Annotated in this window: 16 protein-coding genes; 14 read left to right on the plus strand and 2 right to left on the minus strand. The window is 42.0% G+C overall.

What is annotated here, in order from left to right; all coding sequences use genetic code 11:
* Positions 1-5: 5 nt before the first annotated feature.
* On the minus strand, positions 6-1358 hold the full coding sequence (locus H5125_RS10280) for an aspartate aminotransferase family protein (RefSeq protein WP_182744192.1): 1353 nt from the start codon (positions 1356-1358) through the stop codon (positions 6-8).
* A gap of 312 nt (positions 1359-1670) precedes the next feature.
* Here H5125_RS10280 and H5125_RS10285 point away from each other — a divergent pair, with 312 nt between their 5' ends.
* The 6 genes from H5125_RS10285 to H5125_RS10310 all read left to right on the plus strand — a co-directional run bounded on the left by H5125_RS10285 (position 1671) and on the right by H5125_RS10310 (position 8086).
* Entirely contained in the window at positions 1671-3167 is a 1497-nt protein-coding gene (locus H5125_RS10285; protein WP_101088798.1) for an aldehyde dehydrogenase, read from the plus strand.
* Positions 3168-3404: 237 nt separating this feature from the next.
* The gene (locus tag H5125_RS10290) at positions 3405-3827 is read left to right on the plus strand and encodes a VanZ family protein (RefSeq protein ID WP_101088799.1); all 423 of its coding nucleotides are present in this window, start codon (positions 3405-3407) and stop codon (positions 3825-3827) included.
* 50 nt (positions 3828-3877) lie between these two features.
* The gene (locus H5125_RS10295) at positions 3878-4711 is read left to right on the plus strand and encodes a sulfurtransferase (RefSeq protein WP_182744193.1); all 834 of its coding nucleotides are present in this window, start codon (positions 3878-3880) and stop codon (positions 4709-4711) included.
* Positions 4712-5640: 929 nt separating this feature from the next.
* Complete coding sequence (locus tag H5125_RS10300; protein ID WP_182744194.1) at positions 5641-6357, plus strand: hypothetical protein; 717 nt, start codon at positions 5641-5643, stop codon at positions 6355-6357.
* Positions 6358-6772: 415 nt separating this feature from the next.
* Entirely contained in the window at positions 6773-7102 is a 330-nt protein-coding gene (locus H5125_RS10305; protein WP_182744195.1) for a hypothetical protein, read from the plus strand.
* Positions 7103-7360: 258 nt separating this feature from the next.
* Complete coding sequence (locus tag H5125_RS10310; protein WP_182744196.1) at positions 7361-8086, plus strand: hypothetical protein; 726 nt, start codon at positions 7361-7363, stop codon at positions 8084-8086.
* A gap of 1158 nt (positions 8087-9244) precedes the next feature.
* Here the strand turns inward: H5125_RS10310 and H5125_RS10315 are convergent.
* A complete protein-coding gene (locus tag H5125_RS10315; RefSeq protein WP_182744197.1) occupies positions 9245-10552 on the minus strand; it encodes an FAD-binding oxidoreductase in 1308 nt (435 codons plus the stop codon).
* Between the two features lie 233 nt (positions 10553-10785).
* Here H5125_RS10315 and H5125_RS10320 point away from each other — a divergent pair, with 233 nt between their 5' ends.
* The 8 genes from H5125_RS10320 (at position 10786) to H5125_RS10355 (ending at position 19763) form a co-directional block, all read left to right on the plus strand.
* Positions 10786-11334: a cupin domain-containing protein gene (locus tag H5125_RS10320; protein WP_101088804.1), complete on the plus strand. Its 549-nt coding sequence runs from the start codon at positions 10786-10788 to the stop codon at positions 11332-11334.
* A 445-nt stretch (positions 11335-11779) separates the two neighbouring features.
* Entirely contained in the window at positions 11780-12544 is a 765-nt protein-coding gene (locus H5125_RS10325; protein ID WP_101088805.1) for a gamma-glutamyl-gamma-aminobutyrate hydrolase family protein, read from the plus strand.
* 2 nt (positions 12545-12546) lie between these two features.
* Positions 12547-13902 (plus strand): glutamine synthetase family protein, encoded by a 1356-nt coding sequence (locus H5125_RS10330; RefSeq protein WP_182744198.1) that lies wholly within the window; start codon positions 12547-12549, stop codon positions 13900-13902.
* A gap of 97 nt (positions 13903-13999) precedes the next feature.
* Entirely contained in the window at positions 14000-15400 is a 1401-nt protein-coding gene (locus H5125_RS10335; protein ID WP_182744199.1) for an aspartate aminotransferase family protein, read from the plus strand.
* Positions 15401-15657: 257 nt separating this feature from the next.
* Entirely contained in the window at positions 15658-16758 is a 1101-nt protein-coding gene (locus H5125_RS10340) for a polyamine ABC transporter substrate-binding protein (RefSeq protein ID WP_182744200.1), read from the plus strand.
* Positions 16759-16918: 160 nt separating this feature from the next.
* Positions 16919-18055 carry a polyamine ABC transporter ATP-binding protein gene (gene potA / locus H5125_RS10345; RefSeq protein ID WP_101088808.1) on the plus strand — a complete coding sequence of 379 codons (1137 nt, stop codon included), beginning with the start codon at positions 16919-16921 and terminating at the stop codon, positions 18053-18055.
* Positions 18052-18951: an ABC transporter permease subunit gene (locus H5125_RS10350; RefSeq protein WP_101088809.1), complete on the plus strand. Its 900-nt coding sequence runs from the start codon at positions 18052-18054 to the stop codon at positions 18949-18951. The genes potA and H5125_RS10350 overlap by 4 nt, the downstream gene beginning before the upstream one ends.
* The gene (locus H5125_RS10355; protein ID WP_101088810.1) at positions 18948-19763 is read left to right on the plus strand and encodes an ABC transporter permease subunit; all 816 of its coding nucleotides are present in this window, start codon (positions 18948-18950) and stop codon (positions 19761-19763) included. The genes H5125_RS10350 and H5125_RS10355 overlap by 4 nt, the downstream gene beginning before the upstream one ends.
* Positions 19764-19936: the final 173 nt, after the last annotated feature.

The raw sequence follows: 19936 nt of genomic DNA on the forward strand, positions 1-19936 counted from the left end.
AAATATTAACCAACAGCGTTAATTGCATCGGTAATGTGATTAACCATGTCGTCGATTTGTGACTTTTCCACTATAAGTGGCGGAGATATTGCAATAATGTCAGCCGTTGCCCGTACTAACGCGCCATGCCTAAAGCAATGATCAAAAATGTCATAACCTCGTTTACCCACGCCTTTATCACTTGGTGCTAATTGAATACCTGCAACTAAACCGGTATTACGAATATCAATCACGTTTGGTAAACCTTTAAGGCTGTGAACCGCTTGCTCGAAATAAGACTCAAGCCCTTTTGCGCGTTCAAATAATTGCTCATCTTCATATATGGATAAGGTCGCAAGTGCTGAGGCAGCCGCGACCGGATGACCGGAATAGGTATAACCATGGAAAAATTCTATTAATTCATCAGGGCCATGCATGCAGGTGTCGTGAATGGTATTGCTAACAAATACCGCCCCCATTGGAATCGCACCATTATTAATGGCTTTGGCTGTGGTGATCATGTCTGGGGTAACTTGCCAGCGCTCGCTGGCAAAGGCGGCACCGACTCGGCCAAAGCCGGTGATCACTTCATCGAATATTAATAAAATGCCGTGCTTTTGGGTGATTTCGCGTAACCGCGTTAAGTACCCATCCGGCGGTAAGATAACCCCAGCAGAACCAGACATGGGCTCAACAATGACCGCGGCAATGTTCTCGGCGCCATGTAAGGTAATCAGTTGCTCAAGCACTTCGGCTTTATCCAAACCGTGTGGCGGTAAACCGTGGCTAAAGGCATTATTGGCAATATCGAGTGTATGAGGCAGGTGATCGATCCCCTGGAGTAATTGCTGACTAAAGGTTTTGCGATTATTACTGATCCCACCGACTGAAATCCCGCCAAAACCGACACCATGATAACCAAGCTCGCGGCCGATAAACCGAGTACGCGTGGCTTGACCATTAGCGCGATGATAACAAAGCGCCATTTTTAGGGCGGTATCTACCGATTCTGAACCGGAATTGGTAAAAAACACCTTATCCAATCCGTCAGGGCTCAGCTGACTGAGTTTATGCGCTAATTCAAAGGCGAGCGGATGGCCCATTTGAAAAGACGGTGCATAATCCATTTGGCTAATTTGTTGGCTTACCGCTTGGGAAATTTCTTGGCGGCCGTGGCCAGCATTGCAACACCATAAACCGGCAGTAGCATCGAGTACTTTATTGCCTTCAATATCGGTGTAATACATTCCTTGTGCCGAAACCAAAAGCCTAGGATTAGTCTTAAATTGCTTATTGGCAGTAAACGGCATCCAAAAATGTGCCATGTTCGGCAATGTTTGCGATGAATCGCCAGTTCCATTTTGCTGATATTCGCTCATAAATTGACTCTACATTGATAGCTACAATTACTAGGGATTCATCTCAAATTGATTAAATAATGAGTGACGAATATTCGCTATGCTATGTCAAAAATAATGAACGTTAAAGTGTTTTGTGCATTTATTTAAACTAAATGTGCCTATTTTGTAAAATATATTGAAAATATCTTGCTGTTGAGCATAATCAGGTGACAATATTCATCAAGGTTATTGTGTCGGTAATCCATTTTATGTGGCACAAATTTTAGGTTTAGCACCTGCTTTTTAGCGCAGTTTGGTGCTTATCAATCCATTTATTATTTCGAGGTCACAATGAGTACTCCAACAAGTCGTAGCGATTGGGAAGCACTAGCAGCAAGTCTAAAAATCACTGGGCAAGCTTTCATTAATGGTCAATATCAAGGTGCCGCTTCTGGTGACACATTTGACTGTATCAGCCCTATTGATGGCCAAGTATTAGCTAAAGTGGCTAGTTGTGATTTAGCCGATGCTAACCTTGCTGTCGCGAACGCGCGTGAAGTGTTTGAAGCGGGTACTTGGTCAATGTTACCGCCAGTAAAGCGCAAGCAAGTCATGATTAAGTTTGCTGATTTACTCGAAGAAAATGCCGATGAATTGGCGTTACTTGAAACGCTTGATATGGGTAAACCAATTCAACACTCCAAAGGCGTTGATGTGGTCGGCGCTGCCCGTGCTATACGTTGGTATGGTGAAGCGATAGATAAAATTTATGATGAAATTGCTCCTACTGCTCATAATGAAATAGGCATGATCACTCGCGAACCCGTTGGTGTGGTTGCAGCCATTGTGCCATGGAATTTCCCAATGATTATGGCATGCTGGAAGCTTGGGCCTTCACTCGCCACGGGTAATAGTGTGATTTTAAAGCCATCTGAAAAATCACCACTTACGGCTATTCGCATGGCGCAATTAGCGATTGAAGCGGGTATTCCTGCAGGGGTACTCAACGTATTACCTGGTTTTGGTCATACAGTTGGTAAAGCGTTGGCACTGCACATGGATGTCGATACTTTAGTATTCACTGGTTCAACTAAAATTGCTAAGCAGTTAATGATTTACGCAGGCGAGTCGAACATGAAGCGCGTGTGGTTAGAAGCGGGCGGTAAGAGCCCTAATATTGTGTTTAATGACGCACCAGATTTAAAAGCCGCTGCAGAAGCCGCCGCAGTAGCCATTGCTTTTAACCAAGGCGAAGTGTGCACTGCCGGTTCTCGTTTATTGGTTGAGTCAGGCGTAAAAGATGAGTTAATCAAGCTTATTGTTGAAGAAATGCAAGGGTGGCAACCAGGGCATCCACTTGATCCTAAAACAACCTGCGGTGCAATGGTTGATCAACAGCAACTGACTAACGTGCTTAATTACATTAAAGCCGGTAGTGAGCAAGGTGCTACCTTGGTTGATGGTGGTAAACAAGTGATGGCAGAAACTGGCGGCATGTATGTACAACCAACCATTTTTAGTAATGTTAGAAATGACATGACCATTGCCAGCGAAGAGATTTTTGGCCCAGTGTTATCGGTAATCGAGTTTGATGGCATGGAACAAGCCGTCAAGATTGCCAACGACACTATGTATGGTTTAGCGGCAGGTGTGTGGACATCAAACTTAAGCAAAGCTCACAAAACAGCCAAAGCGCTGCGCAGCGGTATGGTATGGATTAACCATTATGATGGTGGCGACATGACTGCACCGTTTGGTGGTTATAAACAGTCAGGTAATGGCCGTGATAAATCATTACATGCGTTTGATAAGTACACCGAAATCAAAGCAACTTGGATAGCCCTATAATAGGTATTTCAATGTAGATTAATAGCAAGCCCTTTAGCAATAAAGGGCTTTTTTATTGGTCATATTAGCGCTGGATAATTCATAGCAACCACTCAAATTTTGTTTAACAAGTGCATCTATATTGCTGAAGCCTTAATGCGAGCGGAGGTTAAGCAAAATTAACGCTAAAATGCTAACTATTCGCTGTAGACTCAAAGGCATTATTTACCTCAACATGTCATACACGGATGAATACAGATGACCCATAAGACCTTCTCTCGTTTAGCTATTATTGCTGCTGGTGGCTTTTTTGGTTTTATTTTGTGGATTATTTACCTCGCCAATACTGGCAGTCAAAGTGTGTTTTTCGACGTAATAAAACATGTTCCCTATGGTGACAAGATTTGTCACATGTTGTTATTCGGGTTATTAACTTTTGTGGCCAATTTAGCGCTGCAGAGTCGTCATTTTTGTATCGGGCGTCTTCCGCTTTATTACGGCACTGTGTTAGTGTCGATATTCGTCCTGAGTGAAGAAATCAGCCAGGGTTTTATCCCATCAAGAACATTAGACATCATCGATTTAGTTGCCGATGCTGTAGGTATAATTTTATTCAGTTATTTAAGTGGGTTAACTCAGCGTTATATAGACAATCATCATGAGAGTACTCGTGTGAGTTAGCATCAATATTTTCAATCAATATTTGCCATCAATTGTAAGAGAGGTTTAATGTGAATTTTCCTTTAGTGACCACCGATTGGTTAGCGCAACACTTAGAAGACCCAGACCTTGTATTACTAGATGCCAGCATAGACATTGTGCTGGGAAAAGAACCACTTGTTTATGATGAGCTTTACGTTATTCCTGGTGCATTATCGTGCCAAATAGATAAACTTTTTTTCAATCATCAATCTCCACAAACTCACGCTATGCCCACGGAAGATCAATTTACTGTTGCAACTAAATCATTAGGAATAAGCCATAATAGCACCGTAGTTATTTACGATGACCAAGGCATTTATTCTGCACCGCGTGCGTGGTGGACCTTTAAAGCAATGGGATTTGATAAAGTATTTGTACTCGATGGTGGTTTACCACAGTGGCGCAGTGAAGGGCGAGACACAGTGCGTCAGTTTGCGACAGCAACTGACTCTGGTGATATTAAAGGCCGCTTGCAGCAATATAAGGTGTGTGACACTGAGTTTGTGTTAACCCATCTTGGTCATGCAAAAGTTGATATTATTGATGCGCGAGCAGCAGGGCGGTTTAACGGTACGTCACCAGAACCTCGTGTTGGCATGCGCAGTGGTCATATACCCGGTTCACTCAACTTGCCTTTTGCACAGGTATTAAACGGTTTTAAAATGAAATCTATCCGTGAATTGCATACAATTTTCGCCACCTTAGATACCAGTAATAATGCTCAACGGGTGTTTAGCTGCGGTTCAGGAATTACCGCCTGTATTTTGATTCTGGCTTCGTATGTAGCAGGGCATCATCAAGCAGTTTTATATGATGGTTCTTGGGCGGTATGGGGCGGAGATGCTGCGCTTCCTATTGAATAATAGGCTTAATTTTTTATGGCCTGTGGCCACTAACGCTTAAGATCGCAAGGTTCCACCCTGCACGGGCTATTAGATTATGGCCTACGGCCACTAACGTCGTGGCGCTTCACCCACACCAGACCAAGAGGAAACCAACGGCTGTTCCCTCTTTACTCTTTATAAAAGAATTGGCCCAGCCGCCCCGCAACATTTTCAAACAGCGAAAAGGTCGCCATGGGGTCAGATCCAGCTTTTGACCTCTCTTATAGACAGCCTCGGTCTTATTCGAAAATGCTATCGCTTCCGATAGGACATCCATAGCCACCGAAAGCTAGCCTGACGTCCTGTCAGGCTCACGCATTCTTTTATAAAGAGTCTTCAACGGCCTCAAGTTAAGAGTTGAATTTGGATATTTAAAGCAAACAAACTACGCGTTTGGACAATAATGACTTAGAACTTATCTTTTTATAAAAGTTTATGCGGACCCAATTAAATTCCCAGCTTTTAACTTCGTCTGAGTGTTCTTAGGCCAACTCTTTATGATAAAGAATGAAAATGCTAACGCTTCATATAGGGAGTCTGATGTGAATGGATTCACAAATGTCGTGATGGCATGGTCAATGATGTTCCCTACATCATTATGACATTTCCAATATCCATATAGGTCAGATGTGCGAGAAAGGCCATGTCAGGCTCACGCATTCTTTTATAACACGCATTCTTTTATAAAGAATCTTCAACGTCCTCAATCAAGCTGAAACCGGATGGTTAAAGTAGCAAAATAATCGTAAAGCTATATAGTCCAACGACCTGCAATGAGAAGTCTCTGGCGATAATGTTCAGTTAGAGTCTGATTAATCAATATCATCGAGGAATTGAAATTATTTACTTGTGAATAATGAGCTTGTTATGCTAATTTTTTGCGAACTCAACATCATGATGGAATATGAATGCGTTATCTACTAATAGCCATGCTGCTAACCTTAACAGGTTGCGCAAGTAAACAACCCTCTTTTAGTCTTGTTATCGACCCCTTATTGCCCTCTGTCATTAATTATAGTGGTGAAATTGATCCAGATAATGTTGCCGCTTTTGAACAAGGCATAGCAAATAGTCCAACTCAAATAACCTCATTGGTTATTAACAGTGGTGGGGGAGATGTACTTGCTGGCATACGATTAGGTGAGTTGGTATATCAGCACAAATTAAAGGTTACAGTTGATAAAGTCTGTGCATCATCGTGTGCTAATTATGTTGTAACGGCCAGTGATGAGGTGACTATAAAACAAGATGCCCTGTTAGGTTGGCATGGTGGGGTGTTACAACCACTATTATACGGCTCGGAAGACTTCCATAAGTACAACAAAAGTATGGTTGAATATATTATGGCGTGGGCAGAGGCCGAGCGCGTCTTTTTTGACATGGTTAAGGTTAATCAAGCTGTCACGGTATTGGGGATGATGCCAGGCTTAAAAGGTAAACGAAACACGCCATTATATAGTTATGACCAGCAAACGTTAAAGGCGTTAGGTTTACATATCACTTTTGAAGACAAGCAAGCAACGGTTTCTAAAACTGGCGAAGAAATTGTACAAATATTTAGCTTAAGCCCTGAAGTATTAGACACTTTACTGATGCAGCATGCACAAAGGTTACAGCAATTGTAATTAAGTTAGCTTGTCTTTTAAGCGATGGCCTACAGGCACTAATGTCGTGGCGCCTCGCCCACACTAGAGCAAAGGCCTCAACGTGTTCTCATGTTTACGTTCAGATTAACGTCAGCTATAACAAGTAAATAAATCAGGACTCAATCGAGTGTATTATTCTCATTGAATCAGCTAGACTTAAAAAATGTGATGGAACACTACAATGACAAGGGAATTTCAATGAAATATGTACAAATCAATCCAATTAATCAGTTCAAAACTGCTCTACAGCCCAGATCCAGCATCAAAAAAATCAAATTCCTATAGCATAAAGTGTACTAATTAATCTGGATTCGGCATAGGCCAAGTTCAACAAGCGATTTATGCAGTGCAAACAACGCTACGCAAAAATACTAAAACGTTAGGTATCATCAGTATGAGCAACGAAGATCGACTCAAAATATGGCGAGCGCTGTCTGATCTATTTCTTGACACTGAAATCGAAGATTATGTTTTTAAGAATATTGCTCGTACAGTTTCAGAATGCGGGTTGTCCTTATCTGAAGCAGAAGAAATCCTGTGGTACGAGGTTTATCCTGTGTTGGAGGGTAATCTTAGAAGTGTTGCGGGTGTATGGGAGGGCTGGTCGGATTCTTGGTTGGTTCAAAACCTACCGGCACCGGTTCGCCTAATTGCTATAGACGGCGACACCTCAATTATCAAAGAAATCAAGCGTTGCTGGCGGCAAGTAACCAAAGTCTACTGATTTAGAGGAAGATCAATGTATGATATAAAAATACGATGAAAAGGAATTTCAATGAAAGACTTACCCTCAACTCGATACCAATTGACTCAAAACTGTTCTGTAGCCCATAGCCAGCATCAAAAAAGAAAACTCCTATAACATGAAGCATGCCAATTAATTTGGACTAGGCACCGGCCAAGTCCAACAAGCGGTTTATGCCATGTAAACGGCGAAACGCACAAGCACTAAAACGTTATGCTACTAAAGGAATTATCGAGCATGGACATTCTCATAACCAAAATAAAAAGTGTTCCAACAGAAGTTTGGTGGAGAACTCTTTCATATATTTTGTCTGCCTTTTTTCTTGTCCCAAATATAACAATGATAATGTTTCTTATTTATATGGGAGAATATGACTTTTTCTCTTACGACTTCTTTACCGAAGGAGTATTTGGAATGAAATTGTTTTTCGTAACAACAGCTTTCTTTCTAGTTATTACATCTTTAGCTGTTTTTAGTCCTGTTTTATTGATAGTTGGTAAAATTAAACAAAAAAAAATAGACAAACAGTTCTATGTTATCAGTTTCTTTTTTACAATAATCACATGGCTTTTACTTATCGTTAAGGCTTTTTCTGGTGGTGATATTCCTAAGGTTTTATTTATTTTGGGTATGTGCGCAGTTATTATTGCGCACATTTCAGTGTTGATGTTTTTTAAAGCTAAAGCTCAATTTATTAGTTTGGGTGCTATTACTTTTTGTATAGTCTTTATGTCACTCAATTGGCCAACACAATCATCTAAAGTAATCTCAATTGGTTTGCAGGCTTTTGGGTCTGGTGGAGACTTACCAATCACGATCACAAATGCCCAATCTGGCATAATAACTAAAGGAAAATTAAAGCTAATATCACCTAAGTTCATATATTTTACTCCATCAATGGAAGAAGGTGTTGCTAGTTACTCATTATCAAATGTGGGCTATTATGTTGTGGGTAAAAAGTAGCATAGGAAGTGCTTTAAACGAAACTAAAACAGTTGGTTAGGTTTTTTTACTACACATTAAATTTAGTGGGGTCAGGGTAAACTTTTATAAAAAGTAAATTGAAACACTGGCTTTTCTAAAACGTTTATGTCCAAAAACGAGTTGTTCTTAGCTTTCAAATGCCCAAATTCAACTTTGAACTTGAAGCCGCTCAAGAAAATGGCGTGAGTCCAGACATGGATGTCTGGCTAGCTTTCGAGGGGAAGGGACGCCCCATTGGAAGCGTTAGCATTTTCGAATAAGGCCGAGGCATGCTACAAATGAAGTCCAAAGCTGGATCAATCCCCATGGCGACCTTTTCGCTGTTTGAAAATGTTGCGGGGCGGCTGGGAGTTCCAAGAGGGAATAGCCGTTAATTTCCTCTTGGTCTGGTGTGGGTGAAGCGCCACGACGTTAGTGGCCGCAGGCCATAAAGTACAAAAGTACAAAGCAAAAATAACACCTGGATTCCGGCTCAAAAGCATTGCCGGAATGACGCCATATTTGGCCTGTGCAGGGTGGAACCTTGCGATCTTAGAATTTAGTGTAATTTAGTGGGGTCAGGGTAAACTTTTATAAAAGTAAATTGAAACACTGGCTTTTCTAAAACGTTTATGTCCAAAAACAAGTTGTTCTTAGCTTTCAAATGCCCAAATTCAACTCTGAACTTGAGGTCGTTGAAGAAAATGATGTAAGCCCAGACATGGATGTCTGGCTAGCTTTGGAGGGGAAGGGACGCCCCATCTGAAGCGTTAGCATTTTCGAATAAGGCCGATGAACACCGAAATGCAGTCAAAAGCTGGATCTGACCACGTCGCGAAATTATCGCTTTTCAGATTATTTTGATGTGGCGGCTGGGAGTTCCAAGAGGGAACAGCCGTTGGTTTCCTCTTGGTCTGGTGTGGGTGAAGCGCCACGACGTTAGTGGCCGCAGGCCATAAAGTACAAAAGTACAAAAGTACAAAAGTACAAAAGTACAAAGCAAAAATAACACCTGAATTCCGGCTCAAAAGCATTGCCGGAATGACGCCGTATTTGGCCTGTGCAGGGTGGAACCTTGCGATCTTAAGCGTTAGTGGCCGCAGGCCATAAAAAGAACAAAGGTTGACCCTTTTGCTAACCCACAGCAAATCCAGCAACCTATAGCAAATCCTTCATTCTGTGATAAAACATTCCAGCTGCAAGCAATGGCGATCGCAACATGGGCCCGCCTGGGAAGGTCATGTGTTTAATGTCATTAAACACATCAATACGTTGTGATTGCTGGCTAATGGCTTCAGCAATTAATCTTGCTGCCATATGCGTAGCGTTTACCCCGTGTCCGGCATAGGCTTGAGCAAAGTAGATGTTGGCTGCGTCAGGTAAACGGCCTATTTGCGGCATGCGATTGGCGCCGATGCCCATCATTCCGCCCCATTCATAATCAATTTTGATGCCTTTTAATTGTGGAAACACTTTTTCAAGATTAGGTCTTAACTCGGCTTCAATGTCTTTTGGGTCTTTACCAGAATAAGTGCATAAACCACCAAACAATAAACGACGGTCTGCTGATAAATGGAAGTAGTCTAACGCCACGCGCATATCGGCAAATGCCATGTTTTGCGGGATGATACTGGCACATTGTTGCTCGGTTAATGGCTCAGTGGCTAATAAATAGGTGCCTGTTGGCAACACTTTTCCACCAAGGAAAGGGCTTAATTTGTTACCGATATAACCATTACCGGCCATGACTAGATAGTCACAAGTTACTTCGCCTTCAGCGGTAATGACTTTGGGTTTAGTGCCTTTAATGATTTTTTCTGCGGCGCTGTATTCAAATAATTGTGCGCCAAGTTCGCGGGCGACACGCGCTTCGCCTAGGGCTAAATTAAGTGGGTGCAAGTGTCCGCTGCCCATATCGACCAAGGCGCCTTGATAAAAGTCTGAACCGATAACTTCACCAATTTGTGAACGATCAAGCAGCTTGATTGTTTTTTGATAACCTTGGTCTTGCAGATCTTGGTATTCTGCCGCTAAATCATCCATGTGCCGTGGCTTTACGGCTAAATCACAATAACCCATGTGTAAGTCGCAATCGATTTTGTGCTCGGCAATGCGATCGGTGACAATATCAACGGCTTCAAAACCCATTTGTTGAATAGATTTTACACCTTCGTCACCAATTTCATTTCGAAATTGGCTAGCATCATGACCGATCCCACGGATAAGTTCACCACCATTTCGGCCAGATGCGCCCCAACCAATACGTTTGGCTTCGAGCAATGCGACACTGTAGCCGCGTTGTCTGAGTTCAATTGCAGTATTGATCCCGCTAAATCCACCGCCGACAATACACACATCGACAGTAATGTTTTCGGTTAGCTTGGGGTGCTGATAAAGCTCTTTGGCGGTCGCGACATAAAAGGAGTCTGGGTAGTGTTGGCTATGAATCGGGGATTTATGCGACATAAATTCTCCAAGCTATTGATTATAGTTGTAATAATAACTTTTAAATGAATAGTTAGATGCAATCTAAGCCATCTGCGGTGTGCATTTTATTTAACACTTATTTGGTGTAAAATACAATTGCTTTGATTTAAGTAAGATATCATGCTTAATGAATACAGATTTTTGGTAAAGTGTTAATAATCTGCAACACTTTAGCAGCAGGATATTGGTCAACATTTACTAGGAGAACGAATTTGGATATTGGTACAAGCCTAAAAGCTGTTCGTAAATTGAAAGGGTTATCTCAGCGTGAGTTAGCCAAGCGTGCAGGGGTTACCAACAGTACAATTTCAATGATTGAGAAAAACAGTGTTAGCCCTTCGGTGAGTTCACTTAAAAAGGTTTTAGCCGGGATCCCGATGTCATTAGTGGATTTTTTCTCTATTGATGATGGCTCTATCGGTGACCAAAAAGTGGTTTATCGGGGTAATGAGTTGCTGGATATAGGTACGGGTGAATTAGTCTATAAGCTTATTGGCCGTGATTACCCAAACCGTGCGATGTCGCTAATGAGTGAAACATATCCTGTCAATGCTGATACAGGCGCTGAAATGCTGCAACATAAGGGTGAGGAAGGTGGCATCATTATAGAAGGTAAGCTTGAGCTTACTGTTGGCGAAGAGGTTTTTATCCTCGAAAAAGGCGACAGTTACTATTTTAATAGTGAACAACCTCATCGATTTCGTAACCCATTTGATGAACCTTGCAAGCTAACTAGCGCCACAACACCAGCTGATTTTTAATGATTTATTATTCAACTTTTTCTGCTTATATCTACTACATTTGTTCAAGGGAATAGCCCAAGATTATCAATTAATCTTGCTATTCCTACTTCTCAAAAAGCTAATTCCTAACTCACTTTTAGCCTTTGTCGTGTTACTTCCTAGCATGATATTATTGGCTTGTGTAAAGAATATTAAGCAACAAATTCCCTTTTTTCGTGCATTGTCCTCCCCATTTTGGCGCATTTCTTTATGATATTTCATCAAAGTTACTTGGAATATTTTTTTATGCATTACGGTTAATTTAAAGTTACTGTTATGTTTTTAAAGTGTTTTAATTTATTTTTGTTAAAAGTTGTTTTTATCATCAGTTATCCTCTTGCCTAGCTAAAAAAATCCGTGTAGTGTGTGAAAAAACGAACACGCAAAACATTAAGTTCGTCACATTCTTTGCTAAAGGTGAGATATGTCTCTGTCAGGTCTTCCCCTCATAGGGGTAGTAGCGTGCAACCAGCAAATTGGTCTTCATCCATTTAACATTGTGGGTGAGAAATACTTGTTAAGTGTAGTTAATGGCGCTAAAGGGTTCCCCTTAGTCATCCCATCACTGGGCGTAGATACGCCTATTGACGCTATTCTTGCTCGTCTCGACGGAATCCTTTTTACAGGTTCTCCATCGAATGTTGAACCTCATCATTACCAAGGTCCTGCTAGTGATGATGGAACCCATCATGATCCCAAGCGTGACGCATTAACCTTACCACTGATAAAAGCCGCTATTGATGCAGGGATCCCTGTATTAGGTATTTGTCGTGGTTTTCAAGAAATGAACGTTGTTTTTGGTGGCAGTTTGTATCAGAAGCTACATGAAGTTGGCACGTATATTGAACATCGTGAAGATAAGAAAGCCCCATTAGATGTGCAATATGGTATTTCGCATCCAGTTAATCTGGTTGCTGGCGGGCTTCTTCACGATGCATGGGGCTGTGACACCGCAGAGGTTAACTCTGTTCATACTCAAGGCGTTGAACGTCTTGGTGAGGGGTTACAGCCAGAAGCATTCGCTCCAGACGGTTTAGTAGAAGCATTTTCTGTTAAAAATGCTAAAAATTTTGCATTGGGAGTCCAATGGCATCCAGAATGGAAAGTAACCGAAAATGCATTCTATACTGCAATTTTCGAAGCATTCGGACAAGCCTGTAGACAACATGCGGCAACACAAGTGAGATAAAAATGGATAAGTTAATCGCTTTTTTAAAAGACAAAAAAATTACCGAAGTAGAATGTGTTATCAGTGATATGACTGGCATTGCACGAGGAAAAATTGCCCCAGTAGATAAGTTTGTATCAGAAAAAGGCATGCGTTTACCTGAGAGCGTGCTGTTGCAAACGGTCACCGGTGATTTCATTAACGAAGAAATTTATTATCAACTTCTCGATGATGCCGATATCGATTTTGTCTGTGTTCCAGACGAAAATGCAGTATTTATGTTGCCATGGACCGTTGAAGCCACGGCTCAGGTTATCCATGATTGTTATGATCGTATGGGTAATCCAATTGAATTGTCACCGCGTAACGTGTTGAAGAAAGTACTTAAGCTTTATGAAGATAAAGGTTGGGAACCGGTGATTGCTCCTGAAATGGAATTTTACCTCACCAAACGTTCTGATGATCATGATTTACCGCTTAAGCCACCTATTGGGCGCTCTGGCCGCCCAGAAGCAGGCCGTCAGTCTTTCTCTATCGATGCTGCTAACGAATACGATCCATTGTTTGAAGATATGTATGATTGGTGTGAAATCCAAGGGTTAGATATTGATACTTTGATTCATGAAGACGGTCCAGCACAAATGGAGATTAACTTCAGCCACGGTAATGCATTGTCATTAGCCGATCAGGTGTTCATTTTTAAGCGCACCTTAAAAGAAGCCGCATTAAAGCATGATGTGTGTGCCACCTTTATGGCTAAGCCTGTTACCGATGAACCTGGCAGCGCGATGCACATTCACCAGAGCGTACTGGACATTAAAACCGGTAAAAACATTTTCACTAAAGAAGATGGCACTCAAAGTAAATTATTCCTCAGCTATATTGCGGGTTTACAACAGTACATTCCTGAATTGTTACCGTTAATGGCGCCAAGTGCTAACTCGTTCCGCCGCTTCTTACCGGGCACTTCTGCTCCAGTAAACTTGGAATGGGGCGTGGAAAATCGTACTTGTGGTCTTCGTATTCCTGAATCATCGCCACAAAATCGTCGTATTGAAAACCGTATTCCGGGTGCTGATGCTAACTGTTATCTTGCGATTGCTGCCAGCTTATTATGTGGTTATATCGGTATGGTTGACGACTTAAAACCTTCTACACCAGTCACGGGCAAGTCGAACGAAAGCCGCACTAATAATGAAAATCGTTTACCTTTAACCTTAGAAGAAGCGTTAGTGGCGATGCAAACTAGTGAGGCTTGTATTGAGTATTTAGGTCAATCTTTTACCACTGGTTTTGTGGCGGTAAAACAAGCTGAACTTGAAAACTTTAGACGCGTTGTGAGTTCGTGGGAACGTGAGTTCTTATTACTAACAGTGTAATGATGGCTGAGCGTATTGGCTTACATTATTAATGTGTGTGGATAGCAGCAGATAGCAAATACCAACGGATTTGCTATCTGTTTGAAAGGATACAAGTATGACAAAACCATTATCGACAGATGCGATGATCCAACAGCAAAAGCTTGAACGTCTGCAAGCAGCAGACAAACAGCATTTTATTCACCCATTTACCGATTCAAAGGGGTTAGCTGAAAAGGGCACTCGGGTGATCGAACGGGCTGATGGAGTATATCTGTGGGATGTAATGGGTCATAAACTGTTGGATGGCATGGCAGGTTTATGGTGTGTCAATGTGGGCTATGGTCGGCAGTCAATTGTGGATGCTGTCAGCAAACAAATGCAAAAGCTGCCCTTTTATAATAGTTTTTTCCAATGCTCTCATCCTCCAGCGATTGAATTAGCACAAAAAATTGCTTCTCTTGCCCCTGCGCACATGAACAATGTGTTTTTTACCGGGTCGGGTTCTGAGTCAAACGACACCAACTTACGTATGGTGCGACGTTACTGGGATTTAAAAGGCAAACCAAGCAAGAAAACTATTATCAGTCGGGTTAATGCTTACCATGGTTCTACTGTCGCGGGTGCCAGTTTAGGTGGTATGTCGGGCATGCATGAACAAGGCGATTTACCTATTCCTGGCGTGGTGCATATTGCGCAACCTTATTGGTATGCCGAAGGTAAAGATTTATCCCCAGAAGAATTTGGTTTGAAAACTGCGCAAGCACTTGAAGCCAAAATTATTGAGCTAGGCGAAGACAATGTTGCCGCTTTTATTGCCGAACCTTTTCAAGGCGCAGGTGGGGTGATTATTCCTCCATCAACGTATTGGCCTGAAATAAACCGCATTTTAGCCAAATACGATATTTTATTTATTCTTGATGAAGTGATCAGCGGTTTTGGCCGTACCGGAAAGTGGTTTGCCGCTGAGTATTTTGATTTGCAGCCAGACCTTATCACGATCGCCAAAGGCATGACGTCCGGTTATGTGCCAATGGGCGGGGTGATTTTGTCAGACAAAGTGGCCGAGGTTATTAAGCAAGACTGCGGCGAATTTACCCACGGTTTTACTTATTCTGGTCATCCGGTTGCCGCAGCAGCTGCATTAGAAAATATTCGTATTATTGAACAAGAAAAATTAGTTGAACGTGTGGCTAACGATACCTCGCCGTATTTACAGTCGTGCTTACAACAATTGGCCGAACATCCATTAGTGGGTGAGGTGCGTGGTGTTGGGTTAGTTGCAGCTATAGAGTTAGTCAAAGATAAATCGTTACGACAACGATTTGATGCCAACGTCGGCGTTGGAACATATTGCCGCGATGCGTGTATCACCCATGGTTTGGTGATGCGCTCCGTTGGCGACACCATGATTATTTCACCGCCATTAACCATTAGTCATAGTGAGATTGACGAGTTAGTCGCGAAAGCGACGCAAGCGTTAAATGATACTTATCAACACGTAAAAACCATGGAGTGATGTCCCGTTACTGAATGATTATTGCAATATAGTGATTTTTTAACCAATTGCATTTACACGATCTAGTAATCGAAAGTGTTTTTGATAGAATCGCGCTGAAGGAAACAAGTAATGTCGCGTTAACCATACCGATGCATAGTTAAGTTGTAGCATTGGATAATTTCTTTCATTAGAAAGAAGATTTTACACGCTGGTAAGACCTAGCGAAAAAAACAAATGTCAGTACCATTCTGACCATTATCCAACAGGGAGAAAGTATGAAGCTATTAAACAAACTATCCACATTGGCCTTAATTACTGCGGGTGTGTTTTCAAGCACTGCTATTCAGGCTCAGGAAGTGGTTAAAATGTACAACTGGTCGGATTATATTGCCGAAGATACCTTAGCCAATTTTGAGAAAGAAACCGGTATTCATGTTATTTATGACGTGTTTGACAGTAATGAAGTACTTGAAGCGAAATTACTTTCTGGCCACAGCGGTTATGACATTGTTGTTCCGTCTAATCACTTTTTAGCTAAGCAAATTAAAGCGGGTGCATTTCAAAAGCTTGATCGCGCTAAGTTGACTAATTATGCCAACTTAAAGCCTGATTTAATGAAACAGCTACAAAAAGCTGATCCGGCCAATGAGCACGCAATTCCGTATTTATGGGGCACTAACGGTATTGGATATAATATCGAAAAAGTGAAAGCGGTATTAGGTGAAGATGCGCCATTTGATTCTTTAGAGCTTATCTTTAACCCTAAGTATGCTGAAAAAATTGGCTCATGTGGTTTCTCGATGCTTGATTCTGCCGACGACATGTTACCTCAAGCCCTGATTTACTTAGGCTTAGATCCAAACAGTAAAAATGCTGCTGATTATGAAAAAGCCGCCGCACTGTTGGAAAAAGTACGTCCTTACGTCACTTACTTCCATTCATCGCGCTACATTTCAGACTTAGCTAACGGCGATATCTGTGTCGCGTTTGGTTTCTCTGGTGATGTATTCCAGGCTGCTGCACGTGCTGATGAAGCCGGTAACGGTAATAAGATTGGCTATTCTATTCCAAAAGAAGGCGCCAACTTATGGTTTGATATGTTAGCCATCCCACAAGATGCCACTAACGTAGATAACGCCCATAAACTGATTAACTATTTACTTCGCCCTGAAGTGATTGCACCTATCAGTAACTATGTTGCTTACGCTAACCCTAACGCTCCAGCACAAGCCTTAGTTGACGAAGCGATTCGTAATGACCCAGCCATTTACCCACCACAGTCGGTAATTGATAAGTTGTACATTGGCGATATTCGTCCATTAAAAATTCAACGTGTAGTTACACGTGCATGGACCAAAGTGAAGTCAGGTCAATAACCTAACCTCACTAGCACTCAGGGCGAGCCCTCTCGCCCTGTTTTTATAGCAGTATTGATGTATTTATTGGCTAATTTTGCCACTTTAACAGATTGTTACGTGTGCCCAGAAACAGGCTGTTCTGTTGCGGTACGCATACTCCAAAAGGCGGAGCAGTATTATGGTAAACACCTCGAGCGTCACTAATAAACCAACCACAAAGACGCAAGATAAAGTGCTGCTCAAAATTGAGCGTGTCAGCAAACTTTTCGATGATGTGCGTGCAGTAGACGACGTCTCGTTAACCATTAACCGTGGCGAAATATTTGCGCTTTTGGGTGGTTCAGGTTCGGGTAAATCAACCTTGTTACGCATGCTCGCGGGTTTTGAAAAGCCAACTGAGGGGCGTATTTTTCTTGATGGTGTCGACATTACTGATATGCCACCGTACGAACGCCCTATTAATATGATGTTCCAATCGTATGCTTTATTTCCGCACATGACGGTTGAACAAAATATTGCTTTTGGATTGAAGCAAGACAAGATGCCTAAGGCTGATATTGCTGTGCGGGTTAAAGAAATGCTTAAACTGGTGCACATGGACAAATACGGTAAACGTAAACCGCATCAGTTATCGGGTGGTCAACGTCAGCGTGTCGCCTTAGCTCGTTCATTAGCAAAGCGACCTAAATTATTATTACTTGATGAGCCAATGGGCGCATTAGATAAAAAGCTGCGTACTCAAATGCAGTTAGAAGTGGTCGATATTTTAGAAGCGGTAGGTGTTACCTGCGTGATGGTAACCCATGACCAAGAAGAAGCCATGACTATGGCCGGACGTATTTCGATTATGCATGAAGGTTGGATTGCCCAAACCGGCAGCCCAATGGACATTTACGAGTCGCCAGCTAGCCGTATGGTTGCTGAGTTTATTGGTACGGTTAACTTATTCGAAGGTGAAATCATTAAAGATGAAGTTGACCACGCAATTATTAAATCGCCAACTTTATCGCAACAGTTTTACATTGGTCACGGTATTTCAACCAGTCTAGAAAACAAAAATGTATTTTTAGCCCTACGACCAGAAAAAACCATTATTAGCCGTCAGAAGCCCGAAAGTGAATATAACTGGGCTCACGGCGTAGTACATGACATCGCCTATCTAGGTGGTTTGTCGGTGTATTACATTAAGTTGAAAAACAACCAAATCGTTCAATGCTCAATGATTAACCGTGAACGCCGCGCCGATCACCCAACGTGGGAAGATGAGGTTTACATCAGTTGGGAAGACACCAGCGGGGTTGTATTAAACTCATGAAGAATCCATTGAAAATATTCAAAGGCCGACATCTCACCATGGGGATTCCATACCTATGGTTGTTACTGTTTTTCGCCTTACCGTTCGCCATAGTATTAAAGCTGAGCTTTTCGACTGCTGCGATTGCCATTCCACCGTACGAGCCAACGTTTAATTATGTTGATGAGGCGCTAAATATATTCGTTAATCTGGGTAACTATTTATTGTTGCTGCAAGATTCAATGTATTACATGGCGTACTTAACCTCATTAAAAATGGCCTTTGTTGCCACACTTGGCTGTTTGGTGCTTGGTTTTCCGATGGCTTATGCTATTGCCCGCGCCCCAGTAAGAATGCAGGCGGTATTGCTGCTACTGGTGATGTTGCCGTCGTGGACCTCCTTTTTGATTCGGGTATACGCATGGATGGGTATTTTAAGTAACAACGGTTTAATCAATAACGCCCTGACTTGGTTAGGCATTATTTCTGAACCAATACAAATGTTGAATACTAATTTTGCAGTATACATTGGTATTATTTATGCCTACTTACCGTTTATGATTCTGCCGCTATACGCCACCCTAGTTAAATTAGATTTAAGCTTACTAGAAGCTGCTTCAGATTTAGGCTCTAGCAGTATCAATACTTTCTGGAAAATTACTCTGCCATTATCAATGGGCGGTGTAATCGCTGGCTCGATGTTGGTATTTATCCCTGCCGTGGGTGAGTTTGTTATTCCTGAGCTGCTGGGTGGTCCTGACTCATTAATGATTGGTAAGGTGTTGTGGCAAGAGTTCTTTAATAACCGCGACTGGCCGGTAGCTTCATCATTAGCGATTGTTATGCTAGCGTTATTGATTGTCCCAATTACTTTGTTCCACCGTTATCAGTCACGCAACATGGAGAGCGACGTATGAAGAAGTTAAGTTTCTCTAAAGTGATGTTGTGGGTGGGGTTAATCTTTTTATATGCGCCAATGCTGATTTTGGTCATCTATTCATTTAACGACTCAAAACTGGTTACCGTGTGGGGAGGATTTTCGCCTAAATGGTATGGCGAGCTATTTGAGGACCAGCAAATATTAAATGCAGTCTGGACCAGTTTACGCATTGCCTTTTATAGCTCCACCATGGCAGTGATTATTGGAACGATGGCAGCGTTTGTGATGACCCGTTTTAGACGCTCATGGGCTAAGTTAACCTTGTCTAACATGATCACCGCACCTTTGGTTATGCCTGAAGTTATCACTGGTTTGTCGTTGCTACTGTTATTTGTACAAATGTCAGAAACCTTTGGCTGGCCCACTGAGCGCGGCATGTTTACGGTATGGATTGCCCATTCTACTTTCTGTGCTGCTTATGTTGCGGTAGTGGTATCGTCAAGACTGCGTGAACTGGATTTGTCGATAGAAGAAGCGGCGATGGACTTAGGTGCAACGCGATTAAAAACCTTCTTTTTAATCACCATACCAATGATAGCGCCATCACTTATTGCCGGTTGGTTGTTATCATTTAGCTTGTCATTAGATGACTTAGTGATTGCCAGCTTTACCTCTGGTCCTGGTTCTACAACCTTGCCTATGGTGGTTTTTTCGTCAGTACGCTTAGGGGTTTCACCTAAGATTAACGCGCTGGCGACGATTATTATTTTAGCGGTATCTTTAGTGGCTTTCTTATCTTGGTATTTTGCACGCCGAGCAGAGAAAAAAGCTAAAATTGCGATGGAATAACAATACTCAATAACACAATGTAAAAGCCACGCTGATGTCAGTGTGGCTTTTTATTTTCGATAATCTATTTGCTATATTCTACTGACACAGGTGTTTAATATATTCAACAAAGTGTCAAAAATTACGCGATTAATGCTAGTTTTTAAATTTGCATAAGTGTAGGATGAGTGAGT

This window comes from Shewanella sp. SR44-4 (assembly GCF_014163715.1).
In the GTDB taxonomy this organism is placed as follows: domain Bacteria; phylum Pseudomonadota; class Gammaproteobacteria; order Enterobacterales; family Shewanellaceae; genus Shewanella.

Excerpts from the sequence above, each read along its gene's own strand:
- H5125_RS10280 (WP_182744192.1), bottom strand. The coding sequence starts at position 1,358 with ATGAGCGAATATCAGCAAAATGGAACTGGCGATTCATCGCAAACATTG.
- H5125_RS10340 (WP_182744200.1), top strand. The coding sequence starts at position 15,658 with ATGAAGCTATTAAACAAACTATCCACATTGGCCTTAATTACTGCGGGT.
- H5125_RS10335 (WP_182744199.1), top strand. The coding sequence starts at position 14,000 with ATGACAAAACCATTATCGACAGATGCGATGATCCAACAGCAAAAGCTT.
- H5125_RS10315 (WP_182744197.1), bottom strand. The coding sequence starts at position 10,552 with ATGTCGCATAAATCCCCGATTCATAGCCAACACTACCCAGACTCCTTT.
- H5125_RS10290 (WP_101088799.1), top strand. The coding sequence starts at position 3,405 with ATGACCCATAAGACCTTCTCTCGTTTAGCTATTATTGCTGCTGGTGGC.
- H5125_RS10300 (WP_182744194.1), top strand. The coding sequence starts at position 5,641 with ATGCGTTATCTACTAATAGCCATGCTGCTAACCTTAACAGGTTGCGCA.
- H5125_RS10355 (WP_101088810.1), top strand. The coding sequence starts at position 18,948 with ATGAAGAAGTTAAGTTTCTCTAAAGTGATGTTGTGGGTGGGGTTAATC.
- H5125_RS10330 (WP_182744198.1), top strand. The coding sequence starts at position 12,547 with ATGGATAAGTTAATCGCTTTTTTAAAAGACAAAAAAATTACCGAAGTA.
- H5125_RS10325 (WP_101088805.1), top strand. The coding sequence starts at position 11,780 with ATGTCTCTGTCAGGTCTTCCCCTCATAGGGGTAGTAGCGTGCAACCAG.
- H5125_RS10305 (WP_182744195.1), top strand. The coding sequence starts at position 6,773 with ATGAGCAACGAAGATCGACTCAAAATATGGCGAGCGCTGTCTGATCTA.
- potA (WP_101088808.1), top strand. The coding sequence starts at position 16,919 with ATGGTAAACACCTCGAGCGTCACTAATAAACCAACCACAAAGACGCAA.
- H5125_RS10350 (WP_101088809.1), top strand. The coding sequence starts at position 18,052 with ATGAAGAATCCATTGAAAATATTCAAAGGCCGACATCTCACCATGGGG.
- H5125_RS10310 (WP_182744196.1), top strand. The coding sequence starts at position 7,361 with ATGGACATTCTCATAACCAAAATAAAAAGTGTTCCAACAGAAGTTTGG.
- H5125_RS10285 (WP_101088798.1), top strand. The coding sequence starts at position 1,671 with ATGAGTACTCCAACAAGTCGTAGCGATTGGGAAGCACTAGCAGCAAGT.